Genomic DNA, 15899 nt, shown 5'->3' on the forward strand with positions numbered 1-15899 from the left:
CCTTACATGTCTGCCAGTGGGTGATTTACTTCATCCCATTTTGGTTTGAAGAACCCTTCAATAACTTCAGATTCAACGTCATTGATTGATTTAAAGCGCCAGTTTGGTTTGCCATCTTTATCAATTAATAAAGCTCGCACCCCTTCTTGAAACTCTCCTACCTCACCACAGTGTACTGACATAGCTAATTCATGTTGGAAACATGCTTTTAGAGACTTACCAGCTAAGCGCTTAAGTTGTTCACTTACCAGTACTGCACTTATTGGCGAACCATGTTTTAAGCCTGCTTGTGCCCTGCTCAACCATTTATTTTCATTGCTATCAATAGAAAGAATATGATCAATTTGCGCAGATAAATCGGGGAGTTCTACTAAATGAGCAATATCATTCGCAAGTGGCTTAAGCGCGCTATTAGGCAATGAGTGTGCACCATCCTCAATCGAAAGCAGTAACTGTGTTAGTTTGTCATGATTCAACACGTTGGTTTTACCCCAATTCACTTCACGTAAATTGTGGAGCAAAATGTCAAAGTGATCCGCGTTGATAAAATGGTCCGCAAGTCCGACTAACTTTGCATCGTTTGCATTGACAGAAGCACCAGTTAGCCCTAGAAACAGTCCCATTCCTGCTGGCATTTGATTCAAGAAATAAGATCCACCCACATCAGGATAAAGACCAATTGTAATTTCTGGCATCGCGATACGTGATGTTTCGGTCACAATTCGATGACTAGCTCCTGCCATCAAGCCAAGTCCACCACCCATAATAATGCCATTACCCCAAAGTAAAATTGGCTTGTCATAATTATGGATCTGGAAGTCTAAACGATACTCTTCGCTGAAAAAGGTTTCGAGGTAATTGTTACCATCGTTTGCAACCATTGAATTGTAGAGGCTAACAACATCCCCACCAGCACAGAAAGCTTTTTCACCTTCCCCTTTCAAGACCACCATGGCAATGCTATCGTCATTTGCCCACTCAGTTAGTTGTGGTGCAAGTAGGCGGATCATGTCTATGTTCAGCGCATTTAACGCTTTTGGCGCATTCAAGGTGGCAATCGCCACCTTCATGTCATTATTACAGTGCGCCAATTGGAACACGACTGGCGCGTCTTCTTGGTTTAGTAACTGTAATTCAACCATTAGCCATTCACCCAATTTGCTTTACGCTTCTCAAGAAACGCATTTACGCCTTCTTTTTGATCTTGAGTATCAAATAAAGTAACGAATAACTCACGCTCCAATGGCAATGCACTGTCAATCGTTCCTGTACGGCCTTTTTGGATCAGTGATTTACATGCAGTAACAGCTACAGGGCTTTGATCTTCAACTTTTTCAGCCAATGCTAGTGCAGCCTCAAGTGCTTGACCTTGCTCTACAACTTCTTCCACCAAGCCTATTTTTTCTGCTTTATCCGCTTTTAAACGTTCACCACACAAAATCATACGCTTAGCCCAACCTTCACCAACAAGCCACGCCAAGTTTTGTGTGCCGCCAGCACAAGGTAATAAGCCAACTTTGGCTTCTGGTAGTGCCATTTGAGCTTGTGTTTCTGCAATTCGGATATCACAAGCCAGCGCAACCTCTAAGCCTCCGCCCATTGCAAAGCCATTGATTGCAGCGATAGACACACCGCGGAAATTGCTCAATGTTTCGAAAGCTTCGCCAAAAACACGCGACATATCAGCGGCAACACCTTTATCACCGTCGGCAAACACATTTAGGTCAGCGCCAGCAGAGAAGAACTTTTCACCTTCGCCAGTAATAACCAGCGAGTAAATCTCTTTATCGGCATTTAGCTCATTAACCAGCTCTTTTAAGCCAACTAGCGTGTCACGTGTCCACGTGTTTGCAGGCGGGTTAGACATAGTAACAATTGCAATGTGACCACGTTTTTCAAGTTTTAATTGTGCAGACATTTATTCGCTCCTTATAAAACGCTTGCAGCGCCTTCGGCTAAAATTCGACGGGCAATGATCACTCGCATGATCTCGTTGGTGCCCTCTAAGATTTGGTGAACGCGTACATCTCGTAAATGGCGTTCAAGTGGGTATTCTTTGATGTAACCGTAGCCACCATGAATTTGCAGTGCGTCATCACACACCTTAGTACCAACATCCGTTGCAAAACGCTTTGCCATTGCACAATATGTGGTTTTTTCAGGGTCATTGCTATCTAGCTTAAATGCAGCCAGACGCACCATTTGACGTGCAGCTACAAGCTCCGTATTCATATCAGCAATTTTAAACTGTAATGCTTGAAAAGCAGCCAGAGGTTTACCAAATTGTTGGCGCTCTTGCATGTATTCTTTGGCTGTATTAAGCGCTTGTTGTGCAGTACCAATAGAGCAAGTCGCAATATTGATACGACCGCCATCTAAGCCTTGCATGGCAAACTTGAAACCTTCGCCTTCTTTACCCATCAGGTTAGCAGCGGGAATTCTTACATCTTCAAAGGTGATCAAACGCGTTGGCTGGGCGTTCCAACCCATTTTCTCTTCGGCTTTACCATAAATGACGCCAGCAGCATCCGCAGGGACAACAAATGCAGAGATCCCTTTAGGGCCTTCTTCACCAGTACGTGCCATAACGACTAACACATCCGTTTCACCTGCTCCAGAGATGAACATTTTTGAGCCGTTCAATACATACTCATCACCTTCCAGCACGGCTTTGGTTTTGAGCGACGCTGCATCGGAGCCCGAACCCGGCTCAGTTAAGCAATAAGACGCGAGTAACTCACCCATGACAAGCTGGTCCATATATTGGCTTTTTACAGCATCAGTACCAAAACTTGCGATCATCCAAGTTGCCATATTGTGAATAGTCAGCATCGCTGTAGTTGCAGTACAGCCCATAGACAATTGTTCAAAAATAATGCTTGAGTCTAAGCGAGACAAGCCTAAGCCACCGGCCTCTTCTGGAGTGTATAAACCGCAAAAACCCAGCTCACCCGCTTGTTTTATAACGTCTTTAGGAAAAATATGCTCTTGATCCCAACGCGCTGCGTTTGGCGCAAGCTCAGTCATAGCAAATTGGTAAGCGGTTTCGGCGAATGCCTGTTGATCTTCATTCAGATTAAAGTCCATAAAAGACCTCTCTTGTTGTCATCTCAAACGAATATAAGTTCGTTTGTTTTTATTCTTGTTGCACCTGTTCTGCGTCAGGCGTTACTACTAAAAGCCCAGCATAGGTACTGGGCTCGGAAATTAATTGCAGGATTAACGTAGGTTAATACTCATGTTAGGGCCAGTCACAGCTTCATCGGCAAACCAGCGAGATGTAATTGTCTTAGTCTCTGTATAGAAACGAACACCTTGCTTACCATACGTGTGGACATCGCCGTAGAATGAATTCTTCCAACCAGTGAATGAGAAGAAAGGCAATGGCACAGGAATTGGAATATTAATACCAACTTGACCAACTTGAATTTCTTGTTGGAACTTACGCGCTGCTGCACCACTCGCAGTGAATAGTGAAACGCCATTACCATATGGGCTGTTGTTAACAAGTGAAATTGCTTCTTCTAATGTATCAACAAACACACAGTTTAGTACCGGACCAAAGATCTCTTCTTTGTAAATGTCCATGTCGGTTGTCACGTTTGTGAACAGTGTTGGACCAACCCAGTTACCATTCTCATAACCTTCAACAGTAAAGTCAGAGCCATCTAGCAAACAGGTCGCACCTTGTTGTTTTCCTGACTCAATTAAAGACAGGATACGTGCCTTAGCGGCTGCTGATGTCTGTGGGCCATATGCCGCTTCAGGGTCATTCCAAACACCAGGTCGCACTTTTTCTAGGCCAGCTTTTAAATCATCAACCCACTCTTGAGATTTGCCAACAAATACGGCAACTGAAATACCCATACAACGCTGACCTGCTGCACCGACTGACGCACCAACTAGGTTGTTAATTGTTTGCTCTTTGCTCGCATCTGGCATAATAACCATGTGGTTCTTTGCGCCCACACATGCCTGAACACGCTTAAGGTTTTCAGTGCCTTTACTGTAAATGTACTGACCTACACCACAAGAGCCCACGAACGACACAGCGCGAATTTCAGGCGCTTCTAAAATTTGGTCTACTTGGTCTTTACCACCATGAACTACTTGAAGTACGCCCTTTGGTGCACCTGCTTCTTCAAATAATTCAACAAGGCGCATTGGCGTAAGAGGATCCTGTTCTGACGGTTTTAATACAAATGTATTACCGCAAACAATCGCCATTGGGAACATCCACAATGGGATCATTGCTGGGAAGTTAAACGGCGTGACACCCGCACACACACCTAAAGGCTGAATGTATGAATACGTGTCGATATTACGCGCGACGTTTTCAACTGTCTCACCCATCATCATTGCAGGCGCATTAGCTGCTTGCTCTACAACTTCAATACCACGCCATACATCACCTTTCGCATCTTCAAACGTTTTGCCAAGTTCGTGACAAATGATGGTTGCGATTTCTTCTTGGTGCTCTTTTAAAAGCGCCGCATAATGCATCATGATACGCGCACGCTCTGGAACCGGTACATTTTTCCATGTTTGGAATGCTTCTTGAGCCGAGTTGATTGCGGCTTGTACTTCTTGTGACGTTGCGCAAGGTACCTGTGCAAGTACTTCTTGATTTGCTGGATTAACGACGTCTAACCATTTGTCAGACTGCGACTGTGTGAATTCACCGTTGATGTATAATGGTACCTGGTGCATTTTGCACTCCTCCCCAAAAAAACTGAAAGTAGCGCCGCGTTAAAAGTTAGTATAATTGCGGCGCTTTGACGATTTAAACTTCTACTGCTAATGCAACTGCTTCACCACCACCAATGCATAGTGATGCGACACCTTTAGAAAGGCCACGGTTGCGAAGTGCGTGAATAAGCGTTACTAAAATACGAGCGCCACTAGCACCAATTGGATGACCAAGTGCACACGCACCACCGTTAACGTTTACTTTGGTGCTATCCAATTGCATTTCATTGATTGCAAGCATAGTCACCATTGCAAACGCTTCGTTGATTTCCCATAGGTCAACGTCTTCTTTTGACCAGCCAGCTTTGTCAAGCAGCGTGTTCATTGCGCCAACAGGTGCAACTGTAAATTCTGCTGGAGCTTGCGAGTGTGTCGCATGTGCTACAATTTTACAAAGCGGAGTAAGGCCATGCGCTTTTGCTTCTGACTCACTCATCAAAATAAGCGCTGCTGCACCATCAGAGATAGATGATGAGTTAGCTGCTGTGATGGTGCCGTCTTTTTTGAATGCAGGGCGTAATGAAGGAATCTTATCTGGACGAGCGTTACCTGGCTGCTCATCAGTGGTTACTTCAACATCACCTTTACGAGTAGAGATGATGTGAGGGATAACCTCGTTGTCAAAGCTGCCGTTTTCAATTGCCGCGTTCGCTTTACTCAAAGAGTTAAGTGCGAACTCATCCATATTTTCACGAGTAATGCCGTACTGATCGGCTGTATCTTGTGCAAAACAGCCCATCGCTTTTTTGTCATACGCATCTTCTAGACCGTCTGCCATCATGTGGTCAATTACCTGATTATGACCCATGCGCATTCCGCCTCGAGCATTTGGCATAAAGTAAGGTGCATTTGTCATGCTCTCCATACCGCCTGCTACTGCTGTTTTAATGCTGCCAGATTTAATGAGGTCATGTGCAAACATCGCAGCTTTAAGACCTGAACCACATACTTTGTTGATAGTCGTTGCACCAGTAGAGCGTGCAAGGCCTGCGTGTAGCATTGCCTGACGAGCTGGAGCCTGACCTAGACCTGCCGGTAAAACACAACCCATAATAACTTCATCGATGCTGGCATCCGATAAACCAGTATCATTCATTACAGCTTTAATTGCAGTTGCACCTAAATCAGTTGCTGCTGCACCTGAAAGGCTACCCATAAAACCACCCATAGGTGTACGTTTTGCTGCTACAATGACTACGGCTTCGTTACTCATTTAAAACTCCTGTTAACAAGCAAATAGCTTGCTTTTAGTAATCTCTTACGTCGAGCATACCTAAAATTTACGTTTACGCCAACGTAAATCTAAAATCAAGCGCTTTGCGTTTTTTAAAAATGTAAAGTTTACTTGCACAGTTATCTTGCCAAACTGGAAAATAACCGCGCATTCCCTTGCTATATCCTATGTTGAAGAGCAAATTAACAAAGCATATAGTGCCTCATGCGAGCTAAAAGTAGTTCAAGATCCAGATTTTGCATATGCGACTAAAGCATGATGCAAAAACGACACTTTACCTTTACGTAAACTTCACTTATATTGGTCTAATCAGTTTCGAAGTAAGTGTGTAAATAATGCAAGACACCAATAAAGAACCAACCTACTCAATAAGCGAGCTCGCTAAGGAATTTGACATTACCACACGAAGTATTCGTTTTTATGAAGATCAAGGATTACTTTCACCTGAGCGTAATGGACAAACCCGAATTTATTCAAAAAGAGACAAAGTCCGTCTCAAACTCATTTTGCGCGGGAAGCGACTTGGTTTTACGCTTGCCGAAACTGGCAGACTGTTTGAACTTTACGACGCGGATAAGTCCAGCGAAAAGCAGCTACATACCATGCTGCAATTAATAGAAGAGAAAAAAGCAGATCTAAGCCAGCAAATGGATGACATCAAAGTCGTTTTGATGGAACTCGTCACGGCAGAACGACGCTGCTTAGATACTTTAAAAGAATTACAAGACTAATCAATACACAGTATGTGTCAGCCCGGAGTGGTAACTGACTTACATCCATTCCGGTTCCCGCTAGGGAACGAAATACACAATCTCACACAGGATGACAACAAATGAGCACTGTATCACTATATAAAGAACTGAATTTTGGACTTGGCGAAACAGCAGACATGATCCGAGATCATGTAAACAACTTTGCGACCAGCGAAATTGCGCCACTTGCCGAGAAAACGGATCAGGAAAATACTTTCCCAAATGAACTTTGGCCAAAGTTTGGCGAAATGGGCCTACTCGGGATCACGGTGCCAGAAGAGTTTGGTGGCGCAAACATGGGCTACCTTGAGCACGTGATTGCAATGGAAGAAATTAGTCGTGCAAGTGCATCTATTGGTCTAAGTTATGGTGCGCATTCCAATCTATGTGTAAACCAAATTAACCGCAATGGTAATCAGGCACAAAAAGAAAAATATTTACCTAAACTGATAAGCGGTGAGCACATCGGCGCACTGGCAATGAGTGAACCGAACTCTGGCTCTGACGTTGTTTCGATGAAACTCAAAGCCGAGAAAAAAGGCGATAAATACGTACTGAACGGTAACAAAATGTGGATCACCAACGGTCCTGATGCAGACGTGTTTGTTATCTATGCGAAAACTGAACTAGATGCAGGCCCTCGCGGTATCACTGCATTTATTGTTGAGCGTAACTATCCTGGGTTTTCAACAGCCCAAAAGCTGGACAAACTCGGTATGCGTGGTTCAAACACCTGTGAGCTCGTATTTGAAGACTGTGAAGTACCAGAAGAGAACATTCTTGGCACGCTAAACGAAGGCGTCAAAGTTCTAATGAGCGGTCTTGATTACGAACGTGTGGTGCTAGCTGGCGGCCCTCTTGGCATTATGCAAGCTTGTATGGATGTAGTTGTACCTTATATCCATGAACGCCAACAATTTAACCAATCTATCGGGGAGTTCCAGCTTGTTCAAGGTAAAATCGCCGATATGTATACACAGATGAATGCAGCACGTTCATACGTATATACCGTCGCGAAAGCTTGTGACCGTGGAGAAACAACCCGTAAAGATGCCGCTGGTGCAATACTTTATGCTGCGGAACTAGCGACTAAATTGGCTTTAGATGCGATTCAGCTTCTTGGCGGAAACGGTTATATCAACGAATACTCTACTGGTCGCTTACTTCGAGATGCCAAGCTTTATGAAATTGGCGCAGGCACGTCTGAGATTCGCCGTATGCTTATCGGCCGTGAGCTGTTCAACGAAAGCCGCTAAGGAGAATTGGCATGACAGTATTAAATTCAACTGTTAATACGCATGACCAACAGTTTAAAGACAACCATGACGCGATGGCGTCATTGGTTGCCGATTTAAACGACAAGGTCGCAACTCTAAGTCAAGGTGGCGGTGAAGCCTTAATTGCTCGTCACCAAAGCCGTGGCAAGCTATTTGTCCGTGATCGTATCGACACCCTCCTCGACGAAGGTTCTCCTTTTTTAGAAATATCTCAATTTGCTGCATTTGGCGTATATGAACAAGATATTCCCTGTGCAGGAGTTGTTGCAGGTATAGGCCGAGTAAAAGGCGTAGAATGCATGATTGTGGGCAATGATGCCACAGTAAAAGGCGGAACTTACTTCCCTTTAACTGTCAAAAAGCATTTAAGAGCTCAAGAAATTGCAGAGCGCTGCCACTTACCTTGTATCTACCTAGTAGATTCAGGTGGTGCAAATCTACCTGAGCAAGATGAAGTGTTCCCTGACAAACTTCACTTTGGACGTATTTTTTACAACCAAGCTCGCATGTCAGCAAAAGGCATACCGCAGATTGCGGTTGTAATGGGTTTGTGTACTGCTGGTGGCGCATACGTACCGGCTATGGCAGATGAAAGTATTATTGTAAAAGAGCAAGGAACTATTTTCTTAGCGGGTCCGCCTTTAGTAAAAGCGGCTACTGGTGAAGAGGTGAGCGCAGAAGATCTTGGTGGTGCAGACGTCCACTGTAAGGTTTCTGGTGTTGCCGACCACTATGCTGAAAATGATGAACACGCATTATCTATTGCTCGTCAATGTGTTGAAAGACTCAATCATCAACGCCCTACCCAACCAATCTTAAAAGACATCAAAGCCCCTAGATATGATATCCGCGAAGTCTACGGCATTGTCGGTACCGATTTGAAGAAGCCATTTGATGTTCGTGAAATCATCGCCCGTATCGTCGACGATTCTCAGTTTGACGAGTTTAAGCGCTATTTTGGTGAAACACTCGTTACTGGATTTGCAGAGATCTTTGGTCGCCCAGTCGGTATTGTGGCTAACAACGGTATTTTATTCTCTGAGTCTGCGCAAAAAGGCGCACACTTTATTCAGCTTTGTGCACAACGTGATATTCCACTGTTATTTTTGCAAAATATTACGGGCTTTATGGTAGGTCAAAAATACGAAGCTGAGGGAATTGCGAAACACGGTGCCAAGATGGTCACCGCAGTGTCTTGTGCTGATGTGCCTAAATTCACCGTACTAATCGGTGGTTCATATGGTGCTGGTAACTACGGCATGTGCGGAAGAGCATACGAACCAACCATGATGTGGATGTGGCCAAATGCCCGCATTTCAGTTATGGGCGGCGAACAGGCGGCCGGTGTATTAACCCAAGTTCGCCAAGACGGCCTAGCTCGTAAAGGCTTAAGTATGAGCGATGAAGAAGTTGCCGAATTCAAAAAGCCAATCGTTGAGCAGTATGAAAAGCAAGGGCACCCTTATTATGCCAGTGCGCGCTTATGGGATGATGGCATTATCGATCCTGCTGAGACACGAAACGTACTGGGTTTGGCGCTAGAGGCTGCTGCAAATGCACCGCGCCAAGAGTCTAAGTTTGGCATTTTCAGAATGTAGGGGGCGTACATGTCTGTCACTTTAAATATTACAAAAAGCAAGGTCGCGATTTTAGAATTAAGTCGCCCTGAAAAACACAACGCATTCAACGCTGAAATTATCGCTGAACTTATCAAAACCATTGAATACGCCAATGAACTAGATGTAAAAGCCTTAGTTTTAAAAACCCATGGCAAGCACTTTTCAGCAGGTGCTGACTTGGCTTGGATGAAGTCAATGGCTAACAACAACTACGAAGAAAATGTCGCTGACTCAATGGAGCTGGCAAAGTTGATGAACGTGTTGGCCACATCGCCTCACCCAACTCTTTGCCTTGTTCAAGGTGCGGCATTCGGGGGCGCGCTGGGCCTTATTGCATGCTGTGACATCGCTATTGCTAGCAATGACGCCAAGTTCTGCTTAAGTGAAGTAAAACTTGGACTAATCCCAGCGGTGATAAGCCCTTATGTCATTAAGGCCATTGGAGAAAGACAAGCTCGTCGCTATTTTTTAACGGCCGAAGTATTCAAAGCTGATAAAGCGTTAGAGCTGGGACTTATCCATGAAGTCACAGACAACCTTGATGCGAGCGAAACACATTTCATTGAGTTGTTTTTAAATAACGGGCCTAAAGCCGTAAAAAGCGCTAAATCTTTAATTGATGAGGTAGCTGGCAAACCAATTGAAGAGCCACTAATTGCACATACAGCCAAACGAATCGCCGAAATCCGTGTCAGTGAAGAAGGTCAAGAAGGTCTAAGTGCCTTTTTTGAGAAGCGAGCGCCTAATTGGCAACCTGCGGCAAGCGAGTAAGGAGTAGACCATGCTAAAAAAGATCTTAATTGCTAACCGTGGTGAAATAGCCTGCCGCGTAATGCGCACAGCTAAACGCTTGGGAATGACCACCGTCGCGGTTTACTCCGATGCCGATGCCAATGCACTGCACGTAAAAAATGCGGATGAAGCCTATTACATTGGTGCGGCCCCCAGTAAAGACTCCTATCTAGTAAGCGAACGAATTTTAGAAGTCGCCCTGCAAAGTGGTGCAGACTGTATACACCCAGGTTATGGCTTTTTATCTGAAAATGACGCTTTTGCCAACGCCTGTGAAGAAAATAACATTGTTTTTGTTGGCCCGCCAGCGAGCTCTATAGAAGCCATGGGCTCAAAAACCCGTGCAAAAGAAATCATGGCGGATGCAAATGTGCCACTTGTACCGGGTTACTACGGTCAACAGCAAGACACTGAATTCTTAACTGCCGAAGCCGAAAAGGTTGGTTACCCAGTGCTGATTAAAGCGGCATTTGGTGGCGGTGGTAAAGGCATGCGAGTGGTCAGAAGCGCTGATGAGTTCTTAAGTGCTTTAGAAGGAGCAAAGCGCGAAGCCTTAGCAAGTTTTGGCAATGACTTAGTTTTATTAGAGCGGTTTGTCGATAAACCTCGCCATGTTGAAGTACAAGTTTTTGCTGATAATCACGGAAACTGCGTCTACTTAGGCGATCGCGACTGCTCTTTACAGCGTCGACACCAAAAAGTTATTGAGGAAGCACCAGCTCCAGATTTGAGTGATGCACTGCGCAAAGAAATGGGTGAAGCGGCTGTACGCTGTGCTCAAGCCATTAATTATCGCGGTGCAGGTACTGTTGAGTTCCTGTTGTGTGGTGATGAATTTTTCTTTATGGAAATGAATACTCGCTTGCAAGTTGAGCATCCAGTTACCGAAATGGTCACAGGCCAAGATTTAGTTGAGTGGCAAATTCGCGTCGCCAATAATGAGCGCCTCCCGCTCGAACAATCACAGATCACACTGCAAGGCCACAGTTTTGAGGCACGTATTTATGCCGAAGATCCTGAAGAAAACTTTATGCCCTACTCTGGAAACTTAGCACATTTAAGCTTCCCTAGTGCTCAGCGTGGTGTACGTATAGATACTGGTGTTCAGCAAGGCGATGAGATAAGCCCTTTTTATGATCCGATGATTGCCAAGCTAATCGTTCATGGTCATGACAGACGCACCGCATTACTCAAGTTGAGATCGGCCTTAAATGAGGTTCATCTAGCAGGTGTAAAAAGTAACATTGCCTTTTTACATCACCTTGCAGAGCATCCTACATTTATGGCGGGTGCACCTGATACCCATTTTATCGATACTCAAACTGAAGAGCTAACGGCTTCAAAAGCACCGAGCGACACGTTAGTTTGCTTAGCGAGTATTGCGTATCTTGCACACAAACAAGCACCAAAATTGAATTCACCTTGGCATCAAGTGGGCTTTAGATTAAATCAACCGCGTAAACTCACCGTACCGTTTACCGAGCACTTTGTGGTCGCACAAGCACAAGGTCAGCACTGGCGAGTGGATTACCACGACTCTGAACACCGTGTTGAAGCAAAGTTAGATGATCACAAGCTTACAGCGAATATTGATGGCAAGCGCCTTATTGCTGACGTCCTCATTAGTGAAACCGACATCACGGTTATGTATGGTCCATACCAGCATACTTTTGAGTTGCAGACTAAGCATTACGTAAGTGAACACGAACATCAAGAAGCCCCTCTTGCAGCCCCTTTAAATGGTACTGTGGTTAAGCACCTGCAAGAAATAGGCACTCAAGTTGCCAAGGGAGATCCTATTGTCGTGATAGAAGCAATGAAGATGGAGTACACGCTCAATGCTCCATTTGACGGTACTTTAACAAGCTATTGCTTTGATGAAGGCGAGCTAGTAAACCATGGTGCAATGCTCGCCATCGTAGAGGAAGCTTGATATGGCCAACTACCCAAAGCAAGTAAAAATTGTTGAAGTGGGCGCCCGTGATGGTTTACAAAATGAATCGGCAGTATCAACTGCCGACAAAGTTACTTTGATTGATGCGCTAGCCAATGCTGGCCTTAAACACATAGAGGCAGGTGCTTTTGTGTCACCCAAATGGGTGCCACAAATGGCTGACTCAGCTGAGGTCATTCAGGGGATTACTCGCCACCCCGGAATCGAAATTAGCGCACTAACGCCTAATCTAAAAGGCGCAGAACTTGCTCTAGAAAACCAAGTAGATGAATTTGCAATCTTCACAGCAGCCAGTGAAGCATTTACTCAGAAAAACATCAATTGTAGCATTGAACAAAGCATTGAACGCTTTCGCCCAGTGGTTGAGCTTGCTCAAAAAAACAACATCAAAGTAAGAGGTTATGTAAGCTGCATCGCTGGATGCCCTTATCAAGGAAAAGTTGAGCCAGAGCAAGTTTTGTCTGTCTGTAAACAATTATTGGCACTTGGATGCTATGAAATAAGTCTAGGCGATACCATTGGTGTTGGTACTGCAAATCAGATTGAAAACTTACTTACTTTACTGCTTGAACATATACCAGCTCAAAGGCTTGCCGTACATTTCCACGATACCTATGGACAAGCATTGGCAAACATCCATAAAGCACTAGAAATGGGGATCTCAACTATAGATAGTGCAGTTGCAGGTCTGGGTGGATGCCCTTACGCAAAAGGTGCGTCAGGAAATGTTGCCACGGAGGATGTCATTTACTTGCTGCAAGGACTTGGCATTAGTACCGAAATTGATTTAGAAAGGCTTGCAAAAGCAGGTTGGCAAATTTGCGATGCACTCAATAAGGCACCTGTTAGCAAGGTATCTTTAGCGCTTAAAAATACCTGCCAATCTTAACAATAAGACAATATTGACAACGAGGAGTGGGCTAATGGCCGGTTTCGACAAAGTAGTTTCTAGCTACGCAGAAGCGATGGAGGGTCTTAAAGACGGAGACACCATCATCGCAGGTGGTTTTGGACTATGTGGTATTCCAGAGGGTTTAATTGCTGAAATTAAACGTAAGCAAACAAAAGAGCTTACAGTTGTTTCTAACAACTGTGGGGTAGATGATTTTGGTTTGGGTATTTTACTTCACGATCGTCAAATCAAAAAAATTATTGCCTCATATGTTGGTGAAAATGCCCTTTTCGAACAACAGCTTCTTGACGGCATTATCGATGTTGAGCTCACACCACAAGGAACGCTTGCTGAAAAAATGCGTGCCGGTGGTGCTGGCATCCCTGGCTTCTATACAGCAACAGGTTACGGTACTCCGGTTGCCGAGGGGAAAGAAGTTAAAGAATTTAACGGACGCCCATATATTCTAGAAGAATCAATTACGGGTGAGTTTGCCATCGTTAAAGCATGGAAAGCTGACCGTTATGGAAACCTTGTTTTCCGCCATACTGCAATGAACTTCAACCCAATGGCTGCAACAGCTGGTAAAATCACTGTAGTGGAAGTTGAAGAGATTGTTGAACCTGGTGAGCTTGAACCAAGCCAAATCCATACCCCAGGCATTTATGTAAACCGCGTTATCAAAGGTGACTTTGAAAAGCGTATCGAACGTGTTACCACGCGCAAGTAAGGAGATCACCATGGCTTTAAATCGTGAACAAATTGCAATGCGCGTAGCGCAAGAACTACAAGATGGTTATTACGTAAACCTTGGTATCGGCATTCCTACCCTCGTAGCTAACTATGTGCCGAACAACATGGAAGTAATGCTACAGTCAGAAAATGGCCTGTTAGGCATGGGTCCGTACCCAGAAGAAGACCAAGTTGATGCAGATATGATCAACGCGGGTAAAGAAACCGTGACAGCAGCCACAGGAGCGGCTATTTTTAATAGCGCTGAAAGCTTTGCCATGATACGTGGTGGTCATGTAGACTTAACAGTATTAGGTGCATTCGAAGTGGATCAGAGCGGCAACATTGCCTCGTGGATGATCCCGAAGAAATTAATTAAAGGCATGGGTGGTGCGATGGATCTCGTCGCAGGCGCACAAAACATTGTTGTGACCATGACCCATGCTAGTAAACACGGCGATTCTAAGTTACTTGAGTCATGTACATTGCCACTGACTGGAGTAAATTGTGTCAAAAAGATTGTCACAGACCTAGCTGTGTTAGAAGTAAAAGATGGCGCATTTCATTTGCTTGAGCGTGCGCCAGGTGTTAGTGTTGATGAAATTATCAGCAAAACTGCAGGTAAATTAATCGTCGATGGCGATATCCCTGAAATGCAGTTTGCAGAATAGATTAATCAATAAGGTCAAGAACCTAGTAAACAACTAGCACAAATGTACCGACCTCATTCCCAGTGCCAAAGGCGCTGAGTTACCCAAAATCCCTCGCAAGAGGGATTTTTTTTATCTTCTATCATCTATTGCAACTAAATACGTCTATCTAACGAGCAATGAGCGAGCCACGGAAGTTACATAAGTACTATTCTGAAGTCCAGCTTGTTTACCAGCTTTTGCACGCCACAACATCTTGTAACACTTCATCGCCATACTCAGTCTTGAGAAATGCTGTACGACCTCCATATTGGTATTTAAGCGTTAAACGTTTTTTATCTAGCAAGAGTAAAACTAGTTAGTAAAGTAAATTTTAAAGAGGTGACTATGAAACGCGTGTTACTTTTCTTAGCGACAAACTTAGCCATTATGGTTGTTTTGTCTATTGTTCTTTCTGTCCTTGGCGTCTCTTCGCGCAGTTATGCGGGGATATTGACGATTGCAGTATTCTTTGGTTTTGGCGGTGCTTTTATCTCGCTTTATCTTTCAAAGTGGGTGGCAAAAAAATCAACTGGTGCATATGTCATTGAACAGCCCCGCAACGAAACCGAGCACTGGTTAGTAAGCACGGTATCAGAGCAAGCGCAAAAAGCGGGTATTAAAATGCCAGAAGTTGCTATATACAACAGCCCGGAAGTGAACGCATTCGCCACAGGGCCAAGTAAAAATAACAGCCTCGTTGCTGTGAGTACAGGACTACTCGCAGGCATGAGCCAAAGCGAAGCCGAAGCCGTTTTAGCCCATGAAGTCTCTCATGTTGCTAACGGCGACATGGTAACACTGACCTTAATTCAAGGTGTCGTGAATACTTTTGTCATTTTTATCTCAAAAGTCCTCGCCAATATTGTGGATGGCTTTTTGAATGGCGATGAAGAAAGTGAAGGCGTGAGTTGGACATACATGATTTTTGATATCATTTTCCAAATCCTGTTTGGATTCTTGGCTTCAATGATTGTTGCTTATTTCAGCCGTAAGCGTGAATATGCAGCGGACAAAGGTGCAGCTGACCTTGTGGGCGCACATAAAATGAAAGCTGCATTAGAGCGCCTTCGCAGCAATAAGGACTCTCAATTAGAAGGCTCAATGATGGCATTTGGTATTGCATCGGGTAAAAATGTGATGGATTTATTTGCATCCCACCCACCATTAGAGCAAAGAATTGCCGCATTATCTTAGAATAAAATGTAA

General features: G+C 44.4%; 14 protein-coding genes. 9 read left to right on the forward strand and 5 right to left on the reverse strand.

Going from position 1 to position 15899, the window contains the following annotated elements; all coding sequences use genetic code 11:
• Nucleotides 1-2: 2 nt before the first annotated feature.
• The 5 genes from N475_RS11510 to N475_RS11530 all read right to left on the reverse strand — a co-directional run bounded on the left by N475_RS11510 (nucleotide 3) and on the right by N475_RS11530 (nucleotide 5962).
• Complete coding sequence (locus N475_RS11510) at nucleotides 3-1142, reverse strand: enoyl-CoA hydratase/isomerase family protein (protein ID WP_063357739.1); 1140 nt, start codon at nucleotides 1140-1142, stop codon at nucleotides 3-5.
• Nucleotides 1142-1918, reverse strand: a complete 777-nt coding sequence (locus N475_RS11515; RefSeq protein WP_063357738.1) for an enoyl-CoA hydratase — start codon at nucleotides 1916-1918, stop codon at nucleotides 1142-1144. The genes N475_RS11510 and N475_RS11515 overlap by 1 nt, the downstream gene beginning before the upstream one ends.
• Before the next feature lie 11 nt (nucleotides 1919-1929).
• On the reverse strand, nucleotides 1930-3087 hold the full coding sequence (locus N475_RS11520; RefSeq protein ID WP_046357796.1) for an acyl-CoA dehydrogenase family protein: 1158 nt from the start codon (nucleotides 3085-3087) through the stop codon (nucleotides 1930-1932).
• A gap of 132 nt (nucleotides 3088-3219) precedes the next feature.
• Nucleotides 3220-4710, reverse strand: a complete 1491-nt coding sequence (locus tag N475_RS11525) for a CoA-acylating methylmalonate-semialdehyde dehydrogenase (RefSeq protein ID WP_063365321.1) — start codon at nucleotides 4708-4710, stop codon at nucleotides 3220-3222.
• Between the two features lie 73 nt (nucleotides 4711-4783).
• Complete coding sequence (locus tag N475_RS11530) at nucleotides 4784-5962, reverse strand: thiolase family protein (RefSeq protein WP_063357736.1); 1179 nt, start codon at nucleotides 5960-5962, stop codon at nucleotides 4784-4786.
• A 356-nt stretch (nucleotides 5963-6318) separates the two neighbouring features.
• Between N475_RS11530 and N475_RS11535 the strand changes: the two genes are divergently transcribed.
• The 9 genes from N475_RS11535 (at nucleotide 6319) to htpX (ending at nucleotide 15887) form a co-directional block, all read left to right on the forward strand.
• Nucleotides 6319-6714 (forward strand): MerR family transcriptional regulator, encoded by a 396-nt coding sequence (locus N475_RS11535; RefSeq protein ID WP_023400459.1) that lies wholly within the window; start codon nucleotides 6319-6321, stop codon nucleotides 6712-6714.
• Between the two features lie 101 nt (nucleotides 6715-6815).
• Nucleotides 6816-7991: an isovaleryl-CoA dehydrogenase gene (locus tag N475_RS11540; protein WP_063357735.1), complete on the forward strand. Its 1176-nt coding sequence runs from the start codon at nucleotides 6816-6818 to the stop codon at nucleotides 7989-7991.
• 11 nt (nucleotides 7992-8002) lie between these two features.
• Nucleotides 8003-9610 (forward strand): carboxyl transferase domain-containing protein, encoded by a 1608-nt coding sequence (locus N475_RS11545; protein ID WP_063357734.1) that lies wholly within the window; start codon nucleotides 8003-8005, stop codon nucleotides 9608-9610.
• A 9-nt stretch (nucleotides 9611-9619) separates the two neighbouring features.
• Complete coding sequence (locus N475_RS11550; protein WP_063365322.1) at nucleotides 9620-10402, forward strand: enoyl-CoA hydratase/isomerase family protein; 783 nt, start codon at nucleotides 9620-9622, stop codon at nucleotides 10400-10402.
• Nucleotides 10403-10412: 10 nt separating this feature from the next.
• Nucleotides 10413-12356, forward strand: a complete 1944-nt coding sequence (locus tag N475_RS11555; RefSeq protein WP_063357732.1) for an acetyl/propionyl/methylcrotonyl-CoA carboxylase subunit alpha — start codon at nucleotides 10413-10415, stop codon at nucleotides 12354-12356.
• A gap of 1 nt (nucleotide 12357) precedes the next feature.
• A complete protein-coding gene (locus N475_RS11560; RefSeq protein ID WP_063357731.1) occupies nucleotides 12358-13266 on the forward strand; it encodes a hydroxymethylglutaryl-CoA lyase in 909 nt (302 codons plus the stop codon).
• A 34-nt stretch (nucleotides 13267-13300) separates the two neighbouring features.
• Nucleotides 13301-13999, forward strand: a complete 699-nt coding sequence (locus tag N475_RS11565) for a CoA transferase subunit A (protein ID WP_063357730.1) — start codon at nucleotides 13301-13303, stop codon at nucleotides 13997-13999.
• A gap of 10 nt (nucleotides 14000-14009) precedes the next feature.
• Nucleotides 14010-14672, forward strand: coding sequence for a 3-oxoacid CoA-transferase subunit B (locus N475_RS11570; protein ID WP_063357729.1), 663 nt, complete (start codon nucleotides 14010-14012; stop codon nucleotides 14670-14672).
• Between the two features lie 366 nt (nucleotides 14673-15038).
• A complete protein-coding gene (gene htpX / locus N475_RS11575) occupies nucleotides 15039-15887 on the forward strand; it encodes a protease HtpX (protein ID WP_063357728.1) in 849 nt (282 codons plus the stop codon).
• The last annotated feature ends 12 nt before the right edge of the window (nucleotides 15888-15899 follow it).

Origin of the sequence: Pseudoalteromonas luteoviolacea DSM 6061 (genome assembly GCF_001625655.1) — a bacterium.
Lineage (GTDB): Bacteria > Pseudomonadota > Gammaproteobacteria > Enterobacterales > Alteromonadaceae > Pseudoalteromonas > Pseudoalteromonas luteoviolacea.